This is a genomic window from Serratia sp. KG1D (assembly GCF_037150675.1).
Lineage (GTDB): Bacteria > Pseudomonadota > Gammaproteobacteria > Enterobacterales > Enterobacteriaceae > Serratia > Serratia nematodiphila.
On sequence record NZ_JBAGIH010000001.1, the window covers coordinates 1,555,695 to 1,581,111 of the forward strand.

A 25,417-nucleotide genomic window follows, 5' to 3' on the forward strand; every position below is an offset into this window, starting at 1 on the left:
GGATTAGCGCGGGATCAGCACAAAGCGCGAAGGGCCGTTGCGGTCGATCAGCTCATAGCGCTTCGGCGCGGTCAGGGCCAGAAACGCCACCATGCTCCCTTCAGCGTCGGTCAGCGTCATGCCGTCCGGCGTTGGCCGCCAGGCGACCGGCAGCGCGTGCAGCGCCAGCGGCTGCAGGCATTCGGCTGAGGCGCTGAAGCGGAAGGCGTTGGTGTTGGCTACCGCTTCGTCGCTCAGCTGCACCTCGCAGACGGTTTTACCGTCGCCGATGGCGGCGAGCTGCCAGTCGCCCTTCAGCGCGGCGGGTTCCAGCAACGGCAGTGAACTGCCCAGGGCACTGCTGCACAATACGCTCATAATGACTCCTGTCAGGCTGGCGCGGCGCAAGGCGCGCATAAGGAAATGGGTTGGCATCGGGTCACTCCTTTCGGCTGTCCGTTCACACCTTAGCACGTTCCCGGCAGGATGATGAGGCAAGGATTAGGTTTTTTAATCCTCGATAATTCTGATCTAACCGGCGATAACATGCCCAAAAAGACGAGTCATTAGCCCGCCGATACGCTTATCTTTCTCATTAATACTGCGCTAATACAAATCGTTATGATTATTTCCGCCTTAACGCCCGGCGCGGTGATGCGCGGCGGCGTGGGCTCGCGCCGTCGGGGTTAATTACTATACTGGTCAATCCTAAGCCTTGGCTTAGATTAGAACGACTGATGAATAGTCTTACAAAGCGAGTGGATTCCTACTGTGTAAAAGGAGAATGCAATGAGCAGTCGCCACAACGACATTTTGCAAGATGACGATGAGTTCACCAGCCTGGCCGCCACATCCCCCAACGATCACAACTATCAGTTTTACTATCATCAGCCCGGCAGCCCCTATGACGGATTGGGCTACGGCGCGCTGTTCACGCTGGACAACGCTAACCTGTACAGCAACCAGCGCGGCGGGGCAGCCATCAACAACCTGGGTAAAATCCGCGATAACTTCAGCTTCGATCGCGCCGCCGATCAGCTGACGCGGCCGGGCCTGACGCACAACGGCGATCAGGCGTATCACCAGCCGGTGGCGCTGACCTATTCCTTCCTGACGCAGAGCGCGCTGAACCGCATCGGCCAGACCGGCGACGGCGACAAGGGGCTGCAGCCGCTGACCCTGGCGGCGCAGGCTCAGGCGCTGAAATCGATGCAGGCCTGGGCCGATGTGGCGAACGTAACCTTTACTGCGGCGGCGTCCACCGACATCAACCACCGCGCGGATATTACCTTCGCTTACTTCACCCAGCGCGCCGACGGCAGCACCGCCGCCGGCAGCGGCCCGAATGCCATCAACGCGTACGCCTATTACCCGCCTAGCTCCAAAGCGGGCAGCGATAACGCCTTCGCCGGCACGGTATGGTTTAACAAAAACTTCGCCACCCATAAGGCGCCGGTTAGCGGCGACTTCAGCAGCCAGACCTTCACCCACGAACTGGGGCATGCCCTGGGGCTGGCGCACCCGGGATCTTATGACGCATCGTTAGGCAACCCGAGCTACCAGAACGATGCCGCCTATTATCAGGATTCGTTGCAATACTCGATCATGAGCTATTTCAACGCCGGTTACACCGGCGCCGACACCAAAGGGGTGTACGGCTATGGCCCGATGGTGGATGACATCGCCGCGATCCAAAAATTGTACGGCGCCAACATGAGCACCCGCACCGGCGACACGGTGTACGGCTTCAACTCCAACACCGGGCGCGATTTCCTGACCGCCACGGCGGACAACGGCAAACCGGTCAACTTCGCGGTGTGGGACGCCGGCGGCAACGACACGCTGGACTTCTCCGGCTACAGCCAGCAGCAGATGATCAACCTGAACGACGGCGCGTTCTCCAGCGTCGGCGGCGGCACGCAGAACGTCGCCATCGCGCGCGGGGCGATCATCGAGAACGCCATCGGCGGCAGCGGGCGCGATCTGATCATCGGCAACGATCAGGACAACCTGCTGGCGGGCAACGCCGGCTCCGATATCCTGTACGGCGGCCTGGGGGCGGATCATCTGTGGGGCGGCAAAGACGCCAATAACTTCACCGACTATTTCGTCTATCTCAACGCCAAAGAGTCCACGGTGGCGGCGTTCGACGTGATTGAAGACTTCGAGCACGGCATCGACAAGATCGATCTCTCCGGCCTGCGCTTCAACAACAGCCTGAGCGAGCTGCGCTTTATCGACAGCGGCAGCGCCTTCAGCGGCCAGAAAGGCGAGATCCAACTCAACTTCGACGCCTTCAACGGCACCACCGATCTGTTGATGAACACCCAGAGCAACAGCTACGCCGCCGACTTCAAGATCCACGTGGTCGGGCAGGTGGAGCAGAGCGATATTCTGTTTGCCTGAGGGCGAGGAAGGAAAAGAGAAAAGGGCCGAACGGCCCTTTTTTTACGACTGGGCCGCCGCCGCGCTTTCCACCGTGAAGTCGCCGGTGTCCACCTCGCCGGCGCGGCGGTAGTGGGCCACGATCACGCCGCCGGGCGAGACCACCGATTGGGTCAGCGTGAAGGCCGCCGGCGCGGCGTTTTCATCGAACAGCCGCTTGCCGCCGCCGAGCAACACCGGGTAGGTGAGCAGGCGCAGTTCGTCCACCAGATCGTTGGCCAGCAGCTGTTGCATCAGCGTGCTGCTGCCCTGCACCAGCAGCACCGGCCCCTGAGCGCGCTTCAGCTCGCGCAGCCGGGCGATGATGTCCCGCCCCAGCCACTGGCTGTTCTGCCACGCCAGCGTCTCGCCGTGGTGGGTGGCGACGTATTTGACCGCCTGATTGAACGTGCGGGCGATATCGGACGAAAACGGGTCAGCTTCATCGGTGATCTGCGGCCAGTAACCGGCGAAGATATCGTAGGTGCGCCGCCCGAGCAGCAGATCGAAAGGCGCAGAGAAAAGATCGCTCATCGTTTCCGCGACGGCGTCATCCCAGTAGGGGGCGGTCCAGCCGCCGAAGCGAAAGCCGCCGCTGCGGTCTTCGTCCTGCCCGCCCGGCGCCTGCATCACGCCGTCGAGGCTGATGAAGGCGCTGGCAATAATCTGTCGCATGGCTGTCTCCTGCAGTTGAGTGCCAGCTGAAAGTTTAGCCGCCGTGCAGCGGCCGCGCCAACCGGCCGCTCAGGGTTGCAGCGCCTTGAGCAGCGCCTGATGGAAACGCTCCGGCTCCTCCATCTGCGGCGCATGGCCGAGCCCGGCGAACTCGATCAGCGTGGCGTGCGGGATCAGTTTCGCCGCCTGTTTGCCTAACACGTCATAATGCCCGATCGCGGCTTTGACCGCCGGCGGGGCGATATCGCTGCCGATGGCGGTGGTGTCGGCGGTGCCGATCATCAGCGTGGTGGGCGTTTGCAGATCCTTGAACTCGTAATACACCGGCTGGGTGAAGATCATGTCGTAGATCAGCGCCGAGTTCCACGCCACCAGGCGATGGCCCGGCCCGTTGTTCAGCCCGGCCAGCATGTCCACCCAGCGATCGTACTCCGGCTTCCAGCGGCCGCCGTAGTAAGTGTGCTGCTCATAATTGCGGATGCTCTCAGCGGAGGTGTTCAGCTCGCGCGCGAACCACTGATCGATGCTGCGCCACGGCACGCCTTTCGCCTTCCAGTCCTCAAGGCCGATCGGGTTGACCATCACCAGCCGTTCCACCGCCTGCGGGTACATCAGGCTGTAGCGCGTGGCCAGCATGCCGCCGGTGGAGTGGCCGATGACGATGGCCTTGCTGATGTTCAGATTCTGCAGCAGGCCGTGGGTATTTTGCGCCAGCTGTTGGAAGCTGTACTGGTAATGCGCCGGCTTGGTGGAGGAGCAAAAGCCGATTTGATCGGGCGCGATGACGCGGTAACCGGCCTTGCTCAGCGCCTTGATGGTGTCCTGCCAGGTGGCGGCGCAGAAGTTTTTACCGTGCAGCAACAGCGCGGTGCGGCCGTTGGCGGCGCCTTCCGGCGGCACGTCCATATAGCCCATTTTTAACGGCTGCCCCTGCGAGGTGAAGCTGAACTGCTGCAACGGGTAGGGGTAGTGAAAGCCCTGCAGCTCCGGGCCGAACGTCGGCGTTTCGGCGGCGCCGGCGGCGAACGCGGCCAGCGCGGCGCACAGCAGCGCGCTACGGGTGAATCTCAGCATCCTGATCTCCTGAAAAACGGACGAAAGCCGAGTATAGCCATAATCGGCGCGGCGGCGCGCCGGTGGATTCAGATAATTCTGTAATATGACGGTTTGATTCCCGGCCAGATTCCGGCACCGCTCTTTTGCACAGTGAACGCGGTCACGCCGCGCAACATTCGCCGTATCTGATGGTTTTATTTCAAGGCTAAGTTATGCGATGCTTAAGCATTATTTATGCAAAAGGATCCTCGCATGTCCGCTTTATCCCGCTGCGCTTTCAGCGAAGGCAGCGTCGCTTTGCCGGAAGGCTATGCCGATCGCACGGTCAACGTCCTGTTGGCCGGCGATGATGTTTCCCCCTCAGTCAATATTTCCCGCGATGCGCTGCAGCCGGCGGAGAGCCTGGAAGGCTACGTCACCCGCCAGCTCGATGCGCTGGCGCAGGGGCTGAAAGGCTGGGCGTTCAAAAGCCGCGAACCGGCGACGCTGGGCGATGGGCTGGCCGCCGGTGAGTGGGTGCGCGCCAGCTACCTGCGCGACGGCAAACGCATCTGGCAGAACCAGGCGGTGTTTGCGCTGGCGGAAGGCCGGGTGCTGGTATTCACTCTGGCGATGGCGCGCAAGCTGACGCCGCAAGACGACGCGCTGCTGCAGCAGGTGCTGAGCAGTTACCGGGCGGCCTAACGATGAACTCTTTGCGTAAAAGGAACTTACGATGACCGAAGCGGCTCGCGTCGGCGATACCATCGGGCATTCCCATGCCCTGGCCGGCATGATTGCCGGCACCCTTGTCGGCGGCCTGATCGCCGCCGCAGGCGCGGTGGCTGCGGGGGCGCTGTTCGTCGCCGGCCTGGCGGCTTCCTGTATCGGCGTCGGCGTGCTGCTTATCGGCGCCAGCCTGGCGGTGGGGTATCTCACCGGGGAGGCGGCCACCGCGGCGCGCGACGGCATTGCCGACGCCGGTGCCGGTAGCCTGACCCCCAAAGGCAATATCGTCACCGGCTCCCCCAACGTCTTCATCAACGGCAAACCCGCCGCGCTCGCCACCAACAGCCAGGTGGCCTGCAGCGACGACGGCCCGAGCATGCAGATGGCGCAGGGCTCCGACAAGGTCAGCATCAACGGCCAGCCCGCCTCGCGCGTGGGGGACAAAACCAACTGCGACGCGCAGGTGATGGAAGGCTCGCCCAACGTGTTTATCGGCGGCGGCACCGTCACCACCTTGCCGATCAAGCCCGAAGTGCCGGATTGGCTGTACAAGGTCTCTGACCTGACGCTGCTGTTCGCCGGCCTGGTGGGCGGCGTGGGCGGCGCTGCCGGCAAGCTGGGGGCGCTCGGCAAACTGCTGGGCAAGCTGCCCGGCATCAACAAACTGGCGCGCATCGCCTGCCGCGCCGGCACCCTGATGACCGCCACCGCCGCGGTCGGCATTATCGCCCGGCCGGTGGATATCGTCAGCGGCCAGAAATTCCTCGACGGCGAAGACGATCTCGATTTCGTGCTGCCTTCGCGCCTGCCGGTCGCCTGGCAGCGCTATTGGCGCAGCGGCAACCCCGGCGACGGCGTACTGGGCCGCGGCTGGAACCTGTTCTGGGAGAGCAGCCTGCAGCCGTATCAGGACGGCCTGGTGTGGCGTGCGCCTTCCGGCGACTTCGTCGCTTTCCCTATGGTGCCGCGCGGCCACAAAACCTACTGCGAAGCCGAAAAATGCTGGCTGATGCACAACGACGACGGCAGCTGGCAGCTGTTTGACGTCGGCGAACAGATTTTCCACTACCCGCCGCTGGCGGGCGACCAGCCGAGCCGGCTGAGCATGATCACCGACGCCATCGGCAACGCCACCTCGCTGTTCTACGACGATGAGGGACTGCTGAGCGAACTGGTGGACAGCGCCGGGCAGCGCCTGATGTGCCGCTATGCGCAGGGCCGCCTGCGTGAAGTGGCGCTGCAAACCGCCGACGGTGAACGAACGCTGGCGCGCTACGGTTACGATGAGCAGGGCCAACTGACGACGGTGAGCAACCGCGCCGGTGAGGTGACGCGGCGCTTTGGCTGGCGCGACGGCCTGATGATCAGCCACCAGGACGCCGCCGGGCTGCTGAACGAATACCAATGGCAAGAGATCGACGGCGTGCCGCGCGTGACGGCCTACCGCAACAGCGCCGGGGAATCCCTTGAGTTCGGCTATGACTTCGCCGGCGGGCGCCGCAGCGCGGTGCGCGGCGACGGCAAACGGGCGGAGTGGCGGCTGGATGACGACGACAACGTGGCGCAGTACACCGATTTCGACCAGCGCCGCTACGGTTTCATCTACCAACGCGGCGAGCTGTGCAGCGTGCTGCTGCCCGGCGGCGCGCAGCGCCAGAGCGAATGGGATCCCTACGGCCGCCTGCTGTCGGAGACCGATCCGCTCGGCCGCGTGACGCGCTATCAATATTCGCGCAACAGCGGCCGGCTGTTCGCCGTCGCCTACCCGGACGGCAGCAGTGAGGCGCAGCATTGGGACACGCTGGGGCGCCCGACGCGCTATGTCGATGCGCTGGGCAACGCCACGCTGTACCGCTATCCTGATGACGAAGAGAGCCTGCCCGCTAGTGTGATCGACGCGCTGGGCGGGGAAGTGAAGCTGGAGTGGGACGCTCGCGGCCAGCTGACGCGCTACACCGACTGTTCCGGCAGCGTGACGGCTTATACCTACGATGCGCTGGGGCAGCTGACGACGCAGACCGATGCCGAAGGCCATCAGACGCATTACCGATGGGATAACGGCGGGCGCCTGCACACCCTGATCCACCCGGACGGCGGCGAAGAGCGCTTTAACTGGAATGCGCACGGCCAGCTGGCCGAGCATCAGGACGCGTTGGGCAGCCTGACCCGCTGGCAGTACAACGCCCTGGGGCTGCCGGTCAGCATCACCGATCGCATCAACCGCACCCGGCGCTATCACTACAGCCCGCAGGGCTGGCTGACGCGGCTGGAGAACGGCAACGGCGGCGAATACCGCTTCAGCTACGATGCGGTGGGCCGCGTGCTGACCGAAGAGCGCCCGGACGACACCCGCCACGATTATCGCTACGGCGCGGCCGGGCTGCTGGAGGCGCACCGCGAGGTCGGCCTGCCGGGCAGCGCAGGTGAGCTGACGCAGCGCGAACAGCGCTTCCGCTTCGACGAGGCGGGGCAGATGGTCTGGCGCGGCAACGCCAGCGCGGAATGGCATTACCGTTTCGACGCCATGGGGCGGCTGCGCGAGCTGAACCGCCTGCCGACGGCGAGCGGCGCGGCGCTGGGCATCGAGCCGGACAGCGTGCAGATGCGCTATGACGCCGCCGGGCGGCTGCTCGGCGAGCAGGGCGTGAACGGCGAGCTGCAATACCAGTGGGATGCGCTGGCCAACCTGCAGGCGCTGACGCTGCCGCAGGGCGATCGCCTGCAGTGGCTGTATTACGGCTCCGGCCACGCCAGCGCCATCAAATTCAACCAGCAGGTGGTGAGCGAGTTCACCCGCGATCGCCTGCACCGGGAAACCGGCCGCAGCCAGGGCGCGCTGCAGCAGCAGCGGCGTTACGACGCCATGGGCCGCCGCAGCTGGCAGAGCAGCGCCTTCGGCCACGATAAACTGACCCGGCCGGAAGACGGCGTGCTGTGGCGCGCCTATCGCTACACCGGCCGCGGCGAGCTGGCCGGGGTGAGCGACGCGCTGCGCGGCGAAGTGCACTATGGTTACGACGCCGAAGGCCGCCTGCTGCAACACCGCGAACCCAATCAGGGCAAACCGGGCGCACGGCTGGTGTACGATCTGGCGGATAACCTGCTGGGCGAACGCAGCCCGCAGAGCGACATCGACGCGCACCTGCCGCTGGCGCCGATCGCCGACAACCGCCTGACGCACTGGCAAAAACTGTTTTACCGTTACGACGCCTGGGGCAACCTGATCAGCCGGCGCAACGGCCTGTACGAACAGCACTACCGCTACGACGCCGACAACCGGCTGGTGCAGGCGCACGGCCGCGGCCCGCAGGGCGAGTTCGAGGCGCAGTACCATTACGACGCGCTGGGCCGCCGCAGCCGCAAAACGGTGCGCTACAGGGGCAAAACCGAACAGACGACCCGTTTCCTGTGGCAGGGTTACCGGTTGCTGCAGGAGCAGCGCGACGACGGCAGCCGCCGCAGCTGGAGCTACGATCCGGCCAGCCCGTGGAGCCCGCTGGCGGCGCTGGAGCAGGCGGGCGACAGCCGCTCGGCGGATATTTACTGGTATCACACCGATCTGAACAGCGCGCCGCTGGAGGTGACCGACGCAGCGGGCAACCTGTGCTGGTCCGGGCAATACGACACCTTCGGCAAGCTGCAGGGCCAGACGGTGGCCGGCGCGGCGAAGCGGCAGGGCGCGCAATACCAGCAGCCGCTGCGCTACGCCGGGCAATATCAGGACGACGAAAGCGGCCTGCACTACAACCTGTTCCGCTACTACGAACCCGAGGTGGGGCGTTTCACCACGCAGGATCCGATAGGGCTGCGCGGCGGGTTGAACCTGTATCAGTATGCGCCGAACCCGCTGATGTGGGTGGATCCGCTGGGGTTGACATGTAGCCATTCTGCTAAGAATCCGAAGCAGGCTCACGCTGCTATAAAGGATAAATGGGGACACGATATGACTCCTAAAGAAATGAAGGAGTTACATAAAACAGTAGACAATATCAAATTGAATAGGCCTGCTTATGCAAGGGATGGTATTGAATTTGAAAATAGTTATCGTATATCACCGAATAGCCAACGACTAGATACAGGTAGTGGGCCATATAGAGAATGGACAGTTAAGACCCCTGGTGTTGGTAATCGAGGTACAAGACGTATTGTTGTTGATAAAGCGACAGGGAAAGCTTACTACAGTCATGATCATTACGATTCCTTTATAGAAATAGATCTTTCAGGGTGGAAATGATGAAGTTTAAACGAGTAGTTGTTGATTTTTCAGAAATAAATACGGATGATGAATTTCATTATGAAATGAATAGGATTTTTGGTTTCCCAGATTTTTATGGGAATAACTTCAACGCTTTTGTTGACTGTTTAAATAGCCTTAGATTTCCTGATGATGGGATGACTAGCATACACTTAGATAAGGATGAGTATTTGTTGATGAAAATCAATGGAATAAATTCGCTGCCTGACGATATTAGATATAATTTTTTATTGGCGGTAGAGGCTGTCAATAGGGGGGCTATCTCGTTTGGTGACGAAGCATTGATTCTATTACTTTTGGTTAAGTGAAAATGTACTAAAAAGGTGCTCGACTTTGAATTAAGGGACGCTTTTTTAATAATTTAAATAGAGCATTTTTAGAGATGGGTTGGCATGTCAGACCATTGCGATGCTCTGTTTAGCCGCAACCGCACACTCATTTTTTGGGTTTTCATTGGAAGCGGTAAATTCACTAAGTCAAGGTTTTTTTGTGCTGAGTGTTGTCTATCGGTGACTAATGAGTAACTGCTTTATAATGGTCTGCTTTCAGACAATACCTAATTTATATGAAAAGATTAAAATGTGAATAGATAATCTTCAGCTCTTTAAAAATAAAGAATCATAGAAGGTTAATATTCCAAGTATTTATTGTAGAGCATGCAGCCTGCTGCAACACCGCGAACCCAATCAGGGCAAACCGGGCGCGCGGCTGGTGTACGATCTGGCGGATAACCTGCTGGGCGAGCGCAGCCCGCAGAACGACATCGACGCGCACCTGCCGCTGGCGCCGATCGCCGATAACCGCCTGAGGCACTGGCAAAAACTGTTTTACCGTTACGACGCCTGGGGCAACCTGATCAGCCGGCGCAACGGCCTGTACGAGCAGCACTACCGCTACGACGCCGACAACCGGCTGGTGCAGGCGCACGGCCGCGGCCCGCAGGGTGAGTTCGAGGCGCAGTACCATTACGACGCGCTGGGCCGCCGCAGCCGCAAAACGGTGCGCTACAGGGGCAAAACCGAACAGACGACCCGTTTCCTGTGGCAGGGCTACCGGTTGCTGCAGGAGCAGCGCGACGACGGCAGCCGCCGCAGCTGGAGCTACGATCCGGCCAGCCCGTGGAGCCCGCTGGCGGCGCTGGAGCAGGCGGGCGACAGCCGCTCGGCGGATATTTACTGGTATCACACCGATCTGAACAGCGCGCCGCTGGAGGTGACCGACGCAGCGGGCAACCTGTGCTGGTCCGGGCAATACGACACCTTCGGCAAGCTGCAGGGCCAGACGGTGGCCGGCGCGGCGAAGCGGCAGGGCGCGCAATACCAGCAGCCGCTGCGCTACGCCGGGCAATATCAGGACGACGAAAGCGGCCTGCACTACAACCTGTTCCGCTACTACGAACCCGAGGTGGGGCGTTTCACCACGCAGGATCCGATAGGGCTGCGCGGCGGGTTGAACCTGTATCAGTATGCGCCGAACCCGCTGATGTGGGTGGATCCGCTGGGGTTGAGTACCAGAAGAGACCAACTTCCAGGGGATAAAACGCTTGAGACGTCTCGAGCAGCAAGAAGGGAGGCTATGCGTTCGCAAGGTATCCCTACATCGCAAACATACCAAGTCCAAGTAGTCGAGGATATAACCCAATCTGAAAACTCAAAACTTAACTCAGGTATTTTGCATGAGGAACGGATTATGAGAAATAATTCTGAGGTTGGTCGTGTAAAAGTGCATCATCAAGGGCATGTTTTCACGGACAATGACACTTTTGAGAAACCACATTATCATGGTACTAAAGGCGAGCATTTCTCTTATGAGAAAGGCCGACCAAGGAATACAAATAAATACAAAGGTGATAGGTGCTTCTAATGAGAACAAAGCTGATTACTGATGCAAAAGCTAGTTTAAAAAAAATTGGTGTCTCAGTAAAAGACACGGATCTTTCTCTAATTAATGTGTTCTCAAGCGACGAATATGAGCTATACATAAAAAAGTTATGGGCAACAATAAATAGCTTTAAGGTTAAAAGGATTGTATTCCTTGATGATGACTATTATGTGGATAACGTAAGTGACAAAATAAAAAGTATAAAAAGAGCTGTGGGTAAAAACGGTTTAATGGAACTGAAGAAAAATGTAACTGAAAAAGAAGATGTTATTGTTAATAATAGAAACTATTTTATTGATATGGTTGAGGTTAGTGATGATGTAGGCCTTCTAACTGTGGAGAGAATTTATAAAGCAATATATAGTGGCGGTGGGGTTTATTTATTCTTGCAGGAGGGTTTAATTTGTGATAGTGATTCACTGTTAGGGTTGATAAAATCGTATAATGATGAGTGTAGTATTTCTTGTAAATTACACTTTGGCGAAACTCTGACATCAGAGAGATATTTCATTCTAACAGGGGTGAATGAATATAATAATTCTCACTTATTGAGTGGAGTTACAAGATTTACAGGGGAAGATGTTGATAAACTCATTGAAAAAACATCCCATCATTATCCAATGGTATTTGAAAAGCAAATATTAAAGTTTGAAACTCGCTCGCAGAGATAGGGTGATTATGCTGGGATTTATATCAGGAGGTTTTTGTGGGCACTATAACTGTTCGTGAGGCGCTGATGTGTGGTTTGAAAATGCTATAGGGAAAGAAAGTATCAAATTCATGTTTAATAATGAGTTTAATATTAAAAATATTGAGGTTGATAATTTCTCATTGGGCATTTTTCAGATTTAAAGATTGGGTTTTATTGTAAGGATGTACCCAAATGGTATCCTATGAAATGGAACGAAGAGGGTTTTAATGTAATGAGTTTAGTAGTTACTTTTGGAGATGTTATTCAATTGAATGTTACTGGGGCGAGGGTCGGTTTTTTGTGTTTGCCAATAATAAATTCTTTAAAAGAATCCTCTGAAATAACTATGAAACATCATGGGTTTTATCTTTATTGCAAGGCAATGTTTTAACTATAGAAAGTTATATGGATGAAAGATGGGGCTAGTTGGAATAGGACCAGCGATATATGCTGAAGTCGTTTATTTGAATAATCACGCCAAGGTTACTTGGAGCAAAGGAATTAAAGCTAAGCGCGAGTGTTGAGTATCTAATGGAGAGTGTGTTATGAGTCTCGTAAAGGTTGATTGGACTCCTGAACATATGGGCGGGAGAAAAACAGTCCCTCCAGCAGGAAAGTATTATGCAGTATCTCGATTTCCTGAGGACAAGGAGTGGCAAAATAATGCCTGGAGCGTTGTTTTTGAGCTAGAGGAGTCCAAGTCTGAAAATGGCAAGACGTTTTCGTTGGGAACTGTAGATTTTCTTATGGAATCTGCACCTAAAGAGCGTATAGTTCAGCATGATAAATTCGAAATTTACGAAGGTCCCAAAAAAGTAGCGGATGTTTTTCTTCTTCGAACCTGATTATTGATAGTGTTGGTACTGGATAGTGCTAACTACTACAGAACCAGGCGCTAGCTGAACTTCTTTCAGCGAGAGATAATTACTGAGCCTCATTAGGGCAAGCCGAAGGGGCAGATAAAACCCCCCCCCTCCAACCCGTTATTCCCCAAACTAAATACCCACCGTGCCATTAATCAGGGTGCGGCACTGCCCGCCGATCCAGGGCTCGCCGTCAACAAAGCGCACGCTCACGCGGCCATCTCGCTTCAGTTGGGTGCCCTGGCGCACCTGGTAACCCTGTGCGGTCCGGCCGCCGTCGGGGAAGCGGCTGGCTTGCAGCAAGCGCGCCAGGCAGGCATTGGCGCTGCCGGTTACCGGATCTTCAATCAAAACACCGCATTCCACCATAAACGCGCGCATTTCGTAATCGGCGGGTTCGGTTGCGGAGCAGGCGCCATAAATCACTACGCCATCCACATCACAGGCGGTTTGCAGCTGTTTAATCGTGGCCTGATCCGGCGTTACCGCCAGGCAGGACTGCGCGTCCGGCAGGCGCACCATTAGCCAGCGAATGCCCATATCGGCAATCACCGGTAGGGGGCCTCCTTCAATCACCGCAGGCCGTAAAGCGGCCATCAGCCGTTCTGTTTCCTCAGCCGCCATTGGGCGGAACTCAACTTCGGGCGCGGCGAACGCCAATGTGCCTTCCGGCAGGATATTGACCGCCACCAGACCGACGCCGCATTCCTGCATCATCGTTCCAGGGCGTTTAGGCGTCAATCCGGCTTTCAGCAAGGCGTGGGCGGTGCCCAGCGTCGGGTGGCCGGCGAAGGGCAGCTCTTTTTCGGTGGTGAAAATGCGCACCTTATAATCCGCCGCCGGGTGCGTCGGTTTAAGCACGAAGGTGGTTTCCGACAGGTTGGTCCAACGGGCCAATGCCAGCATCTGCGCGTCGTTCAGCCCTTCGGCTTCCAGCACCACCGCCACGGGATTGCCCTGCAGTGGCGTGGCGGTGAAAACGTCCACCTGTTGGTAGGCGCGGGGTGTCACATCATCACTTCTGAGCATTGGCCATCATCCGTTATCAACAAAACCTGATAATAACGATATTCGCCAATGGCTTCAAAGGGTTGAGTTTTGTTTTGAGATACCCGCCCGTCGCCACTTCAGCCCCGGCTTGGCGAACATCACCAGGTTGCCCAGCAAAATCAGGCACAGGCCCAGCACGGCGTTGAAGTGCCACTGGTAGCCTTCGTAGATCGTTGAGATGGTCAGCGCCACCAGCGGGAACAGTAGGGTGCTGTAGGCCGCCGCGCCGGCGCCGATGCGGCCGAGCAGGCTGAAGTAGGCGGCGAAGGCGATCACCGATCCGAAGATCGCCAGATACAACAGGGATCCGATATAGCGGCTGCTGTATTCCATCTGGAACGATGCGCCCTGCGCCAGGGCGATCAACGCCATCAACAGCGCGCCGTAGGTCATGGCATAGGTATTGGTGGAAAAAATATCCAGCCCGCGGCGCTGATGGCGCGCGCTGATCATATTGCCCAGCGAGAAGCCGTAGGTGCCGAGCGCGCTCAGGCCGATGCCTTTAAGCAGCTCCGGCGCCATGCGGGTGGCGGCCAGATCTTGCCAGAACAGCGCCACGATGCCGGTCAACCCCAGCAGCGCCGCCGGCAGCAGGTTGGGGCTGGGGCGCTGGCGGAAGAACAGCAGGCTGTTGAGGGCGTTGAACAGCACCGCCATCGAGAAGATCACCGATTCCAGCCCGCTGCTGATATAAGCCGCCGCATGGTAAAAGCAGAAGAAGTTGAAACCGAACACGCAGCAGCCCTGCAGCACGCAGAACAGATGATCGCGCGGGGCGATGCGGCGCAGGCGGCGCGTTAGCAACAGCACGGCGAACATCACCGCGGCGGAAATGGCGAAGCGGTAAGCGATCGACACGGGAATGGCCACCGGGCCTTCCTGTTGCAGGGTAATCGCTATCCAGGTGGTGCCCCAAATCAGCACCACGGCGAGGTACAACAGCGCATTCATTCTATTCACTCCGAAAAAACCGATGGCGCAGTATCCGCTTTGGCGCGCGGCGGCGCTTGCAGCGCTTTGCGCCCAGTTGCATATTCTTGCGCTTTTTTTGCCAAAAGCGCGGGGCGGCCGCTGGCATGCCGCGGCGCCACTCTTTACACTGTCAGCATGTCGAACAACGGGGCCGGCGATGTCCAACTATCAGGCGTTTGAAACACTGCGAGAGCACAAGGCGCGGCTGCACGGCAGCGTGCTGCTGGGCACCGGCGTGGAGCTGGCGGCCTGGTCTAACTGCAACGATCGCGTCACGCAGGAAAGCGCCGACCACCATACCCTGAGCCTGTACGTCGCCGACGGCTATGAGTGCTACCAGCAGGTGCCGGGCGGCTGGCGCAACGGCGGCGGGCCGGATCGCTTCTGCATCATGCCGCGCCAGTACGCTTCCACCTGGGATGTGCGCAGCGATCTGTCGTTCGTGCATCTGTACTGCACCGATGACCATCTGCGGCAGTTGGCGGAGCAAACCTGGGATCGCAGCCCGGCGGCGATCAACGTGGAGCCGCGCAGCTTCGGCGAAGATCCGCAGATCACGCTGCTGTATCGCCAGTTTTTGCTCAACTGCGACTGGCGGGACAGCGCCAACCTGCTGGCGCTCAGCAGCGCCTCGAACCTGCTGATGTCGCACCTGATCCAGCGCTACAGCCAGCTGCAGTGGAAGCTGCCGGCGGCGCGCGGCGGCCTTGCTCCCGCGGTAGCCAGGCGGGTGCGGGAATATATCGCAAGCCACCTGGATCGGCCTTTGTTGTTGGCCGATCTGGCGGCGCAGGCCGGGTTGAGCGAATACCATTTTGCCCGCATGTTCAAACATTCGACCGGCCTGGCGCCGCACCAGTTTGTGATGCGCGCGCGGCTGCAGCGGGCGGAACAGCTATTGCGGCATAGCCAACAGCCGATCACCGAGATCGCGCTGGCGTGCGGCTTCAGCTCCGCCAGCCATTTCAGCAACCGCTTCAAGGCGGCCTATGGATTTGCTCCGCTGCAGGTGCGGCAGGGGCGCTAACCGGAAGGGAGTGCAAGCATGGATCAACCATTTGCCGGGCTGGGCGTGTTGTTCGTCGCCGGATTCGGGCCGATCACGCGTGAGAGCGACGAGAGCAAGGCGTTTTATGTCGAGGCGCTGGGGTTGCCGCTCAAGCCGATGCCGGGCAACGAAACCTATCTGCTGGCCGAGCAGGGCGCGCTGGACGGGGTGAAACACTTCGCCCTGTGGCCGCTGGCGCAGGCGGCGCAGTCCTGCTTTGGCGACGATCGCTGGCCGGCGGATCTCGCGGTGCCGCAGGCATGGATCGAGTTCGACGTGGCCGACATGGCGGCCGCCACCCAGGGGCTGGTCGATCGCGGTTATCGGCTGCTTGTCGCCAATCGTGAAGAGCCGTGGGGGCAAAGCGTTACCCGTTTGCTCAGCCCGGAAGGGTTGCTGGTTGGCGTCACCTATACGCCTTGGCTGCGTTAAACGCCACGCCGTTCGCCGCCGTTTCCCTGCGGCGGGCGGCTTAAGAATAAATACGCATTAGCTTAAAGCGATCTGCGCTATAGACCCATCAAATCCCCGAGTGGTTTCCCTTCCTGAAAGCAGTAATTCCGTTCATTGCGTAAAAACCAATGGCCAGAACGCGCTATTGCTATGCCATTTTACGGCGATTTTTCGCCTGCTTTTTTCGCCGCCAGGTGCCTGATAGGAATAGAGATTATTCTTATATTTCCGCCAACCGTTAAGAAATAATAATGATTCTCGTTTTCAACCACGGAAAGGAGAAGGAACGATGAAAACAGTGAAACGAACGGGCATCGCGCTGGCGATAGCCCTGACTTTCCCCCTGGCATTGCCTGCCGCTTTGGCGGCGCAAACCACCCTGACAAACAGTAAGGCGGCGACGATGACGGAAAAACACGGGCAGTTTATTGCGGTCGGTAAAGTGGTGCAGGTGACCTTCGGCGATTTCGCCTTCAAGCTGGATTTTACCGATGACAAGACCATGATCTTCACCGGTATCGGCGAAGCGTCGCAGGGCATCACCGATACCGTGCAGTACACCGCGGTGGAGATTCGGCCGAAGGTCTACATGGTCTATTGGCATGAACCACAGTCCGGCGACAACGTGACGCATGTCGAGGACTTTGAGCGCGGCGAGGTATACACCAACATCGCCGCCAGGGACGGCAGCTTCACCCATCTGAAAGGGCAGCTGAAAATCGTAGGTCACTCAGGAAACTAAGGAGCAGTTATGAAAAAGGCATTGATCACCTGTGCGATCGTCGGCGGTTTGCTGGCGAGTTACCCGGCGCTGTCAACGGATCAGGCGGCGTCTTACAAATCGGCCGGCAAGGGCGGTTATCATCATGCCCAGCAGAAGCTGAAGGTGGTGGAAGATCTGTATGCGGGCTTTTTCAACCGTCATGACATCAGCGTGGCGCAAAAGCTGATTGTGGAGAACTACAAGCAGCATAACCCGTTCGTCGGCGACGGCATCAAGCCGTTCCTGGATTTCTTCAGCCAGACCTTCAAAGACAATCCGCAGTACAGCGCCAAAATATACCGCAGCGCGGTCAACGGCGATCTGGTCTACGTTCACGTCCAATACCAAAATAACCCGCAGGATCGCGGCACCGCCAGCGTGGATATTTATCGGGTGAACGATCAGGGTAAAATCACCGAGCATTGGGACGTCAATCAGGATGTGCCGGAAAAATCGGCCAACGACAATACCATGTTCTGATCCGCAAGGGCCGCTGCGGCGGCCCTCTACATGCCCGCAACACTTTATTTACTTACATAAATAGGAAATGACCGCCGCGTCGAGTAGGCTACGGCCGCCTTTGGCAGTGGTGGTACGGTTGATGGGCGTCATTGTCCCGCCACTGCTTGAGGCGTTTCCCCACATTCCTCGTTATCCCGCGCGTTGATTTTCCACTTTTTTGAACTGATGCCGCAGCTGCAGCGCATTGCAAAGCACCAATACCGCCGTGACGGCGAACACCCAGCGGAACCCCATCATCGCCGAAATGCCCGATCCCAGCAGCGGGCCAACCACGTTGCCCAGGTACATAAAGGATTGGTTATAGCCGAAGATGCGCCCGGTCACCTGATCGGAGGAATACTTCAGCAGCAGCGCCTGCACCGCCGGCATCAGCGCGCCGTCGGCGAACCCCAGCAGGAAGCGCAGAATGCCCAGCTGCAGCGGCGTATTCACCCAGGCCATCACGGCGAACAGGCCGGTGGTGAACAGCAGCGCGGCGATCAGGATGCGCGCGGTGCCGATGCGATCGCCGAGCCGCCCGAGGCGTGGCGCCGAGATCAGCGCCGCAATGCCGGGCACGGCGGCGATCATGCCGCTGACAAAGGCGATATTGCTGACGTCGCCCGACAGTTCGCGGATGAACAGCGTCAGGATCGGGCTGATGGAGGAGTTAGCCAGCTGGATCATCAGGGTACAAACGAACAGGGTGACGATCAGCGTCGGATAAGGCAGCGAACGGAACACCGCCTTGCCGCTCAGCTGATCCGCTTTTTTCACCGTGATGCGCCGTTCTTTAATCAGGAACAGCGTCACCAGGAAGCTGACGAACATCAGCCCGGCGGTGACAAAAAACACCACCCGCAGCCCCAAATGGTCGGCCATCAGCCCACCCAGCAGCGGCCCGGCGATCACGCCGGAGATCTGCCCGGTAGATAGCGTGCCCAGCGCCCAGCCGCTTTTATCGCGCGGCGCCTGCGAGGCGACCAGCGCCATGGCGTTGGGAATATAGCCGGACGTCAGCCCCATCAGGGCGCGCAGCGCGAACAGTTGCCAGACGTTGGTGGCCAGCCCCTGCAGGGCGATGACGATCGCCATGCCCAGCGAAGCGCGCAGCAGCATCAGCTTGCGGCCTTTGCGGTCGGCGAGGCTGCCCCACAGCGGCGACACCACCGCCGAGACCAAAAAGGTGCCGCTGAACACCAGCCCGGACCACAGGCTGAGGGACTGATGATCGCTGACGCCGAGCTGTTCGACGTACAGCGGCAGAAAAGGGAGGATTTGGCTCATCGCCAGCCCGGTGAAGAAACACCCGAGCCAGACCGAGATCAGATTGACTTTCCACGCTTCCATCGACTTGTCGTACCACTTTGAATTTGGAGGGATTTGTTAAGCAAGGTAATAATAACACCGCGAACTGGCCGGCGCGGGGGAAATGCGTGAGAAAACGTAAAGCCCGTCGGCGGCGTTGTTACATTTCGCTATAAAATAATAGCTATATCATCATAGGTATTTATTTTAAGCTACTCCACCAAGCCGCTCAACAATTCGGCGGCGCCACACTCTCTCTACCCATTTCGCCGTGTCGGCGGCAAGGAGACGCTTTCTATGAATACCGCACTGATCGCTCTGGATTACATCGTGGATATCTCCCACCCGGAAGGAAAAATTGCGCGCTCGGCGCAGCAGGTCATCGAGCGCGATGCCATCGCGCGGGCAAATAGCGCATTGTCTCTCGCACAGCGCAAGGATTGGCTGCGCATATTGGTTAAAGTCGGTTTCGCGGCCGGCTATGTCGATCAACCCAAATACTCGCGGATGTTTGGGCAGGCGCATCAATTTGGCGCTATCGCACTGGGCCAGCCGGGCACGGATTTTCATCCTGATTTAGCGTCTGATTTGGGGGAGTTAACCATCGTAAAACCGCGCGTCAGCGCGTTTTATGGCACCAATCTGGATGCGACGCTGCGCGCCCGCCGCATTGAACGGTTGGTGATCTGTGGGGTCAGCAGCACCTGGGCGGTACAGGCGACGGCGCGCGACGCGCACGATCGCGATTATCAGGTGCTGATACTGGAAGAGGCTTGCGCGGCGGCCACGGCGGAAGAGCACCGGATCTCGATGGAAACGCTTGCCACTATTGCCGATATCGTCACGCTGGAACAGCTGAGCGCATTGTGAAGCTGCTGCGTGAAGAAATCGCCTGGCGTCAGCTGCGACGGGGAGCATGGGTGTTGGCGCCGTTGCTGGCCCTGAGCCTGGCGACAGGCAATGCCAACTGGCTGAAGGCTTCGGTGGTCACCATATCGCTGTTTGTCGTTTGCGAGCGTCTTGAACTGGCGCCGCTCGGCGTGGCGCTGCATGCGGCGGCATTGCTGCTGCTTTTTATGGCGCTGCTGTGCGCCATGCACACGCCGGTAATCTTCATTTTGGCGTGCGTGTTGGCAGCGGCGGCGGCGGTTGGGATCTCCGCGTTCGGCGGCAAGCTGCGATCCCTGGGGAATTTTATTTTTATTCCGGCTCTTTATCTGGCGTGTGAAACCGCTGAAGGTGGCGCCGGCGCGCCATTAGCCCAATGCGGCTGGGCGCTGCTCCCTTTTCTGGAGGCAGCCGTCTTGCCGGTGCTGATGCTTGCACTGGCGGAGCACCGGCGGCTAGCGTGGTTGTCGACGAGTGACAGCCTGCATCATTATCTCCAGCTGCGCCGCAGCGATGAGCTTGGCGCTCGCGTGGCCTGCGGCGAGGCTTTGCTCGCCGTAAGTTGTGCCGTTGCACTGTCGGCGGCGATCGTTGAGTGGCAACACCTCGATTACGGGCAATGGGTGATCTGGTCGGCCGTCAGCGTGATCAGCGGCGATATGGCCGCTACGCGCAACAAACTCCGCCAGCGTGCGTCAGGCGCATTGCTGGGCGTGCCCGTCGGTATTTTGCTGGGTAGCCTCATGCCGCATGGCAATGTGGGTTATGAACTGCTGAGCGTGGTGACGATGCTCACCCTGGTGTCTTTTCATCGTTATACCTTGGGGTTTGGCGCCCGTTGCGCCTGCATCGCCTGCGCGTTGGTGATTGCAGGAAAAGCGCCGTCGATCGCCGCAGAAAGGGTGGTCAATGTGTTGCTGGGCGGTGGCATCGGTCTGCTGTTCGCTTTGGCGGTGCATGCGGTGTTGCCGCTCAACGCCGGCACCCGCCAATAGCGAGCTGGCATATTTCGTCCGCCAATTTCGGTTGACCGTTTCCGGTCTCGGTGTGAAAGTACGGACAAATCTATCGTTATCTATTGATGCCAATGAAAAAAGATCATCCTGAAGACGTGACGCTGCTGCGCACGCAATTAATGTCGCTGGTGCGCCGTTTGCGGCGCGAGTCGCGCAGCGACGAAAAATCCTGGGCCCAGCTGATGCTGCTGGGAGCTATCGATCGTCACGGCGGCGAGGCGACGCCGTCGCTGCTGGCGGAGTCGGAGCGCATGCGTTCCTCTAACCTGGCGGCCGCCTTACGGGAGCTGGAGGCCGATGGGCTGCTGGTGCGCACGCCGGATGCTGAAGACAAACGCCGGGTGCGGGTGCGCCTGACGCCCGCCGGGCTGGGCCTGTTGCAGCAAAGCCGCACCCGGCGCGAGGCGTGGCTGCTGGCGGCGATGGAAAGCTGTTTAACGGAGCAAGAACAGGCGCAGCTGATCGAAGCGGGGGCGTTGATGGCGCGGCTGGCGGCGGCGCCGTCAACGGACGCGGAATAATCGGCGGGGCGGCAGATGCGCCGCCCGTACAGCGAGGTTACGGCATCGGCCAATCGGCCGGCATGGTGCTGACGACGTCCACGTAGCGATCCCAGGCCGATGACCAGAATTGGGTGAAGGCTTCCAGGGTGAGGTGGATGCCCATCAGGCCCATCACGAACCAGCAGGCGGTAAACAGGCCCAGGCTGCTGAACATGAACGCCATGCCGTTGCGGCTGGTTTTACGGCAAACGACGTTTAACTGGCTGGCGAAGAACATCATCACGGCGCTCAGCAACTCCCAGCGCATCATGACTAAACCGGTGGCAATGGTACTCATCGAACTCGATCCTATGTAACAAAAAGCCGCATCCGGCAGGGCGCCGACAGGGAAATGCGGGGGAATAACGGGAATAATGTGATTCAGATCACATTGTAGCATTGGGGCGAACGACGGCTCAATGGGGCGCGCGGTGAAAAAAACGCCGACGGTAACATTCCAATATGCTGAAACAGTTATGCCATTTCATTAGCAACCTTTTCATGGGGCGGCGCGCTCGATAACGCTATGCTTGCCGGCTTTTCAGTTCCCTGATTTTACGGGGAAATGTGACGCAAAAGGTACCGGCACCGCATGGCCCTGTTAAAAGAAAAAATTCGCGACCACTCTGCGGAAGAGAGGCTGTTTATCCGCCGGGCAGGCGTAGCGCTGGCGCTGGTGGTGGTCTGCTTCGGCGCGCTGATCGTTAACCTCTACCGGCTGCAAATCCGCCAGCACGGCTTTTACCAGACGCGTTCCAACCAGAACGACATCAAGATGCTGCCGCTCGCCCCCAGCCGCGGGTTAATCTTCGATCGCAATGGCACTCCGCTGGTGCGAAACGTGACACTGTATCGTGTCGAAATCACGCCCAGCAAAATCACCGACATGGCGGCGCTGCTGCAGGCGCTGACGCCGATCGTCGATCTGACGCCGGAAGACATCAGCGCGTTTCGCGACGATATGCACCACAACAGCCGCTACAAGCCGGTGACGCTAAAAACCGGGCTGAGCGACACTGAGGTGGCGCGCTTTGCCGTCAATCAATACCGTTTCGACGGGGTGACCATCGATACCTATCAGCAGCGTGAATATCCTTACGGCGCCCAGCTGGCGCACGTGCTGGGCTATGTGTCGAAGATCAACGACAGCGATCTCAAGCGCCTGGACAAGGCCGGCCTGAGCGAGAACTATGCCGCCGACCGCAACATCGGCAAACAGGGCATCGAAGCCTATTATGAGTCAGAACTGCACGGCACCACCGGCTATCAGGAGGTGGAGGTGGATAACCATGGGCGGGTGATCCGCTTGCTGAAGGAGCAGCCGCCGAAGGCCGGCAAAAACATTTACCTGACGCTGGATCTGCCGCTGCAGCAGTACATCGAATCGGTGCTGAAGGGGCAACGCGCCGCGGTGGTGGTGGAAGATCCGCGCGACGGCGGCATTCTGGCGATGGTCTCCAGCCCCAGTTACGATCCTAATCCCTTCGTCAAAGGCATCGGCTATCAGGCCTATAAGGCGCTGCTGGGCAACCCGGATCTGCCGCTCATCAACCGCGTTACCCAGGGGTTGTACCCGCCGGCTTCCACGGTGAAGCCCTACATGGCCGTTTCGGCGCTGTTCGCCGGGGTGATCACGCCCACCACCACCTTTTTCGGCGCGCCGACCTGGACGCTGCCCGGCACCGAGCGGCGCTACCGCGACTGGCTGAAAACCGGCCACGGCATGCTCAACGTCACCAAAGCGATTGAAGAGTCCGCCGATACCTTCTTTTATCAGGTGGCCTATGAGATGGGCATCGATCGCATTCACCACTGGCTGAGCCAGTTCGGTTATGGCCAGTCGACCGGCATCGATCTGAACGAAGAGTACCGCGGCGTGCTGCCGAGCCGCGACTGGAAACTGAAGGTGCACAAAAAGGGCTGGTATCAGGGGGATACGGTCTCGGTGGGCATCGGCCAGGGGTATTGGGTGGCGACGCCGATCCAGATGGTGAAAGCCTTGAGCACGCTGCTCAACAACGGCCGGGTGAAAACGCCGCATCTGTTATATTCGCTGCAGCAGGGCAACCGGGTGACGCGCTACCAGCCGCCGGCGCAAACGGCGCAGATCGGCGATCCCAACTCGCCTTACTGGGGCATCGTGCGCAACGGTATGTACGGCATGGCCAACTTGCCGAACGGCACCGGTTACAAGCTGTTCCACACCGCGCCGTATCAGATCGCCGCCAAATCCGGCACCTCGCAAGTGTTCAGCCTGAAGCAAAACCAGACTTACAACGCCAAAATGATCCCGGTGCGGCTGCGCGATCACATCTTTTATACGCTGTTTGCGCCCTACAAAAATCCCCGGGTGGCGATGGCGCTGATCCTGGAAAACGGCGGTGGCGACGGCGTGGTGGCGGGGCCGACCGCGCGCGCGATCCTCGACCACATTTTTGACCCGGCCAACGCGCCGCAGCCCGGCGATACGCCGCAAAGTAAACCGCAGTTAAACGACAGCGCGGATGTGCAACGGTGATGCGGTTTGTTTTTACTTTCTTACAAACTGCAATCTCCTGACCATTTCCGGCAAGGTAGACTGAAATAACACCATAAACTGAATAAAAACGTAGGGTTAACACAACAGTGGCGCCATCGACCAAAAAGAGCGGTAAAACCTATTCCACAGTTCGTTTCGGCTGGATTTGCGCCGGCATGCTGGTCTGTTTTTTTCTGTTGGCGTTCAGGGTCGGCTACCTGCAACTGCTGGAACACCAGCAGTTGGCCAATCAGGCTGACCAACGTTCGATCCGCACCCAGGTGGTGCCGACCAACCGCGCCATGATCACCGATCGCAACGATGAGGCGCTGGCGGTCAGCGTGTCGTCCAAAGACATCGTGCTGGATCCGAAGCATATTCTCGATACCCAGACCGATACCGGCAACGAACGCTGGCAGAGCATGGCCAACGTGCTGAAGATCCCGCTGGCGGACATCCAGCACCTGATCCAGAGCAACGCGCGCAAACGTTTTGTCTACCTCGCTCGCAAGGTAGAGGACGATAACGCCGCCTACATCAGCAAACTGCATCTGACCGGCGTCAGCACCGAGCAGGATTTCAGCCGCTTTTATCCGATGGGCCAGGACGCCGCCGGGCTGATCGGCATCGTCGGCCAGGACAATCAGGGGCTGGAGGGCATTGAGCTGGGTTTCAACCCGCTGTTGCAGGGCAAAAACGGCCTGCGGGTCTATCAGAAGGACGGCAGCGGCGCGGTGATCGGCGTGCTTAAAAGCGTGGATCCGGTGCCGCCGCCGAACGTGACGCTCAGCATCGATAAATTTATTCAGTACGTGCTCTATGCGCAGATCCGCGACGGCGTGGTGGCTAACCAGGCCGACTCCGGCTGTGCGGTGCTGGTCAAGATCGACACCGGCGAGGTCCTCGGCATGGCCAGCTACCCGTCGTTCAACCCGAACAACTATGGCAGCACCCCGGCGAAGGATATTCGCAACGTGTGCAGCAGCGACAGCTTCGAACCGGGCTCGACGGTGAAACCGGTGGTGGTAATGGTGGGGCTGGAGCATAAGCTGATCCGGCCGGATACGGTGCTGGACACTACGCCGTATCGGGTGAACGGTCACCTGATCAAAGACGTCGGCCATTGGTCGAAACTGACCATCACCGGTGTGCTGCAAAAATCGAGCGACATCGCGGTATCGCACATTGCGCTGGCGCTGCCGGCCACGGTGCTGCCGGCGGTCTACCGCAGCTTTGGCCTGGGGCGACCGACCGAGCTCGGCATCGGCAACGAGAGCAGCGGCTACTTGCCGCAGCATCGCGAACGCTGGGCCGATATCGAACGCGCTACCTTCTCCTTCGGCTATGGGCTGCGCGTGACGCCGCTGCAGATGGCGCGCGAGTATGCCGCGATCGGTTCCTTCGGCATTTATCGGCCGCTGTCGATCACCAAGGTGACGCCGCCGGTGATGGGGCAACGTATTCTGCCGGCGGATACGGTTCGGGCCGTGGTGCATATGATGGAGAGCGACGCCTTGCCGGGCGGCAGCGGGGTGAGCGCCGCAGTGCCGGGCTACCGGCTGGCGATCAAAACCGGTACCGCCGAGAAAATGGGCCCGAGCGGCAAATACGACGGCGGCTACATCAACTACACCGCCGGCGTGGCGCCGGCCAGCGATCCGCAGGTGGCGCTGGTGGTGATGGTCAACAACCCGAAAGCCGGCAAGCACTTCGGCGGTTCGGTGGCCGGGCCGGTGTTCGGCAAGATCATGGCCCAGGTGCTGGAGCACATGAATATTCTGCCGGATGCCCAGCCGCTTAACGTGGTGTCGTCGGTCAAGGGGTAA

Annotated in this window: 23 protein-coding genes and 1 pseudogene; 17 read left to right on the forward strand and 7 right to left on the reverse strand. The window is 59.1% G+C overall.

The features are described 5' to 3' along the window. Positions 1 to 3: 3 nt before the first annotated feature. Positions 4 to 357 carry an AprI/Inh family metalloprotease inhibitor gene (locus WFM45_RS07685; RefSeq protein WP_004940750.1) on the reverse strand — a complete coding sequence of 118 codons (354 nt, stop codon included), beginning with the start codon at positions 355 to 357 and terminating at the stop codon, positions 4 to 6. A 411-nt stretch (positions 358 to 768) separates the two neighbouring features. Here WFM45_RS07685 and WFM45_RS07690 point away from each other — a divergent pair, with 411 nt between their 5' ends. Continuing rightward, entirely contained in the window at positions 769 to 2,385 is a 1,617-nt protein-coding gene (locus tag WFM45_RS07690) for a serralysin family metalloprotease (protein ID WP_242141697.1), read from the forward strand. 42 nt (positions 2,386 to 2,427) lie between these two features. On the opposite strand, the gene WFM45_RS07695 is transcribed toward WFM45_RS07690, so the two are convergent. Beyond that, positions 2,428 to 3,078 (reverse strand): dihydrofolate reductase family protein, encoded by a 651-nt coding sequence (locus WFM45_RS07695; RefSeq protein WP_336954998.1) that lies wholly within the window; start codon positions 3,076 to 3,078, stop codon positions 2,428 to 2,430. 69 nt (positions 3,079 to 3,147) lie between these two features. Next, positions 3,148 to 4,152 (reverse strand): alpha/beta fold hydrolase, encoded by a 1,005-nt coding sequence (locus WFM45_RS07700; RefSeq protein WP_049240153.1) that lies wholly within the window; start codon positions 4,150 to 4,152, stop codon positions 3,148 to 3,150. 234 nt (positions 4,153 to 4,386) lie between these two features. On the opposite strand from WFM45_RS07700, the gene WFM45_RS07705 reads away from it, so the two are divergent. The 7 genes and pseudogenes from WFM45_RS07705 (at position 4,387) to WFM45_RS07735 (ending at position 12,514) form a co-directional block, all read left to right on the forward strand. Continuing rightward, positions 4,387 to 4,818: a DcrB-related protein gene (locus tag WFM45_RS07705; RefSeq protein WP_004940742.1), complete on the forward strand. Its 432-nt coding sequence runs from the start codon at positions 4,387 to 4,389 to the stop codon at positions 4,816 to 4,818. A 31-nt stretch (positions 4,819 to 4,849) separates the two neighbouring features. Beyond that, positions 4,850 to 9,076 carry an RHS repeat-associated core domain-containing protein gene (locus WFM45_RS07710; protein WP_336954999.1) on the forward strand — a complete coding sequence of 1,409 codons (4,227 nt, stop codon included), beginning with the start codon at positions 4,850 to 4,852 and terminating at the stop codon, positions 9,074 to 9,076. Continuing rightward, complete coding sequence (locus WFM45_RS07715) at positions 9,073 to 9,405, forward strand: barstar family protein (protein WP_171403597.1); 333 nt, start codon at positions 9,073 to 9,075, stop codon at positions 9,403 to 9,405. Before WFM45_RS07710 ends, WFM45_RS07715 begins: the two co-directional genes overlap by 4 nt. A gap of 355 nt (positions 9,406 to 9,760) precedes the next feature. Then, a pseudogene (locus WFM45_RS07720) lies at positions 9,761 to 10,960 on the forward strand (RHS repeat domain-containing protein); the annotation flags it as partial. Next, positions 10,960 to 11,649, forward strand: a complete 690-nt coding sequence (locus WFM45_RS07725; protein ID WP_085336927.1) for a hypothetical protein — start codon at positions 10,960 to 10,962, stop codon at positions 11,647 to 11,649. The pseudogene WFM45_RS07720 and the gene WFM45_RS07725, both read left to right, overlap by 1 nt. A 222-nt stretch (positions 11,650 to 11,871) precedes the next feature. Continuing rightward, the gene (locus tag WFM45_RS07730) at positions 11,872 to 12,060 is read left to right on the forward strand and encodes a hypothetical protein (protein ID WP_250602306.1); all 189 of its coding nucleotides are present in this window, start codon (positions 11,872 to 11,874) and stop codon (positions 12,058 to 12,060) included. A 154-nt stretch (positions 12,061 to 12,214) separates the two neighbouring features. Beyond that, positions 12,215 to 12,514 carry a hypothetical protein gene (locus WFM45_RS07735; protein WP_085336926.1) on the forward strand — a complete coding sequence of 100 codons (300 nt, stop codon included), beginning with the start codon at positions 12,215 to 12,217 and terminating at the stop codon, positions 12,512 to 12,514. Between the two features lie 150 nt (positions 12,515 to 12,664). Here the strand turns inward: WFM45_RS07735 and WFM45_RS07740 are convergent, their stop codons facing one another. Both WFM45_RS07740 and WFM45_RS07745 read right to left on the reverse strand, forming a co-directional pair. After that, a complete protein-coding gene (locus tag WFM45_RS07740) occupies positions 12,665 to 13,561 on the reverse strand; it encodes a PhzF family phenazine biosynthesis protein (RefSeq protein ID WP_103085563.1) in 897 nt (298 codons plus the stop codon). Positions 13,562 to 13,615: 54 nt separating this feature from the next. After that, on the reverse strand, positions 13,616 to 14,533 hold the full coding sequence (locus WFM45_RS07745) for a DMT family transporter (RefSeq protein ID WP_076740236.1): 918 nt from the start codon (positions 14,531 to 14,533) through the stop codon (positions 13,616 to 13,618). Between the two features lie 178 nt (positions 14,534 to 14,711). On the opposite strand from WFM45_RS07745, the gene WFM45_RS07750 reads away from it, so the two are divergent. The 4 genes from WFM45_RS07750 (at position 14,712) to WFM45_RS07765 (ending at position 17,298) form a co-directional block, all read left to right on the forward strand. Then, the gene (locus WFM45_RS07750) at positions 14,712 to 15,581 is read left to right on the forward strand and encodes an AraC family transcriptional regulator (RefSeq protein ID WP_318161156.1); all 870 of its coding nucleotides are present in this window, start codon (positions 14,712 to 14,714) and stop codon (positions 15,579 to 15,581) included. 18 nt (positions 15,582 to 15,599) lie between these two features. Further along, the gene (locus WFM45_RS07755; protein WP_021504557.1) at positions 15,600 to 16,034 is read left to right on the forward strand and encodes a glyoxalase/bleomycin resistance/dioxygenase family protein; all 435 of its coding nucleotides are present in this window, start codon (positions 15,600 to 15,602) and stop codon (positions 16,032 to 16,034) included. A 310-nt stretch (positions 16,035 to 16,344) separates the two neighbouring features. Beyond that, the gene (locus tag WFM45_RS07760) at positions 16,345 to 16,797 is read left to right on the forward strand and encodes a MoaF-related domain-containing protein (RefSeq protein ID WP_336955000.1); all 453 of its coding nucleotides are present in this window, start codon (positions 16,345 to 16,347) and stop codon (positions 16,795 to 16,797) included. 9 nt (positions 16,798 to 16,806) lie between these two features. Beyond that, a complete protein-coding gene (locus tag WFM45_RS07765) occupies positions 16,807 to 17,298 on the forward strand; it encodes a nuclear transport factor 2 family protein (RefSeq protein WP_021504558.1) in 492 nt (163 codons plus the stop codon). Positions 17,299 to 17,469: 171 nt separating this feature from the next. Here the strand turns inward: WFM45_RS07765 and WFM45_RS07770 are convergent, their stop codons facing one another. Next, positions 17,470 to 18,669, reverse strand: a complete 1,200-nt coding sequence (locus tag WFM45_RS07770; RefSeq protein ID WP_004940721.1) for a multidrug efflux MFS transporter — start codon at positions 18,667 to 18,669, stop codon at positions 17,470 to 17,472. 255 nt (positions 18,670 to 18,924) lie between these two features. Here WFM45_RS07770 and WFM45_RS07775 point away from each other — a divergent pair, with 255 nt between their 5' ends. The 3 genes from WFM45_RS07775 (at position 18,925) to WFM45_RS07785 (ending at position 21,052) form a co-directional block, all read left to right on the forward strand. Then, positions 18,925 to 19,497, forward strand: a complete 573-nt coding sequence (locus tag WFM45_RS07775) for an isochorismatase family cysteine hydrolase (protein ID WP_033633093.1) — start codon at positions 18,925 to 18,927, stop codon at positions 19,495 to 19,497. Next, positions 19,494 to 20,510: an FUSC family protein gene (locus WFM45_RS07780; protein WP_336955001.1), complete on the forward strand. Its 1,017-nt coding sequence runs from the start codon at positions 19,494 to 19,496 to the stop codon at positions 20,508 to 20,510. The genes WFM45_RS07775 and WFM45_RS07780 overlap by 4 nt, the downstream gene beginning before the upstream one ends. A gap of 92 nt (positions 20,511 to 20,602) precedes the next feature. Then, entirely contained in the window at positions 20,603 to 21,052 is a 450-nt protein-coding gene (locus tag WFM45_RS07785; protein ID WP_015377827.1) for a MarR family winged helix-turn-helix transcriptional regulator, read from the forward strand. A 37-nt stretch (positions 21,053 to 21,089) separates the two neighbouring features. Here WFM45_RS07785 and WFM45_RS07790 read toward each other — a convergent pair whose 3' ends face one another. Next, positions 21,090 to 21,371, reverse strand: coding sequence for a YjcB family protein (locus WFM45_RS07790; RefSeq protein ID WP_004940713.1), 282 nt, complete (start codon positions 21,369 to 21,371; stop codon positions 21,090 to 21,092). Between the two features lie 294 nt (positions 21,372 to 21,665). Here WFM45_RS07790 and mrdA point away from each other — a divergent pair, with 294 nt between their 5' ends. After that, positions 21,666 to 23,591 carry a penicillin-binding protein 2 gene (gene mrdA / locus WFM45_RS07795; protein WP_044031276.1) on the forward strand — a complete coding sequence of 642 codons (1,926 nt, stop codon included), beginning with the start codon at positions 21,666 to 21,668 and terminating at the stop codon, positions 23,589 to 23,591. A gap of 107 nt (positions 23,592 to 23,698) precedes the next feature. Continuing rightward, positions 23,699 to 25,417: a penicillin-binding transpeptidase domain-containing protein gene (locus WFM45_RS07800; protein ID WP_021504563.1), complete on the forward strand. Its 1,719-nt coding sequence runs from the start codon at positions 23,699 to 23,701 to the stop codon at positions 25,415 to 25,417.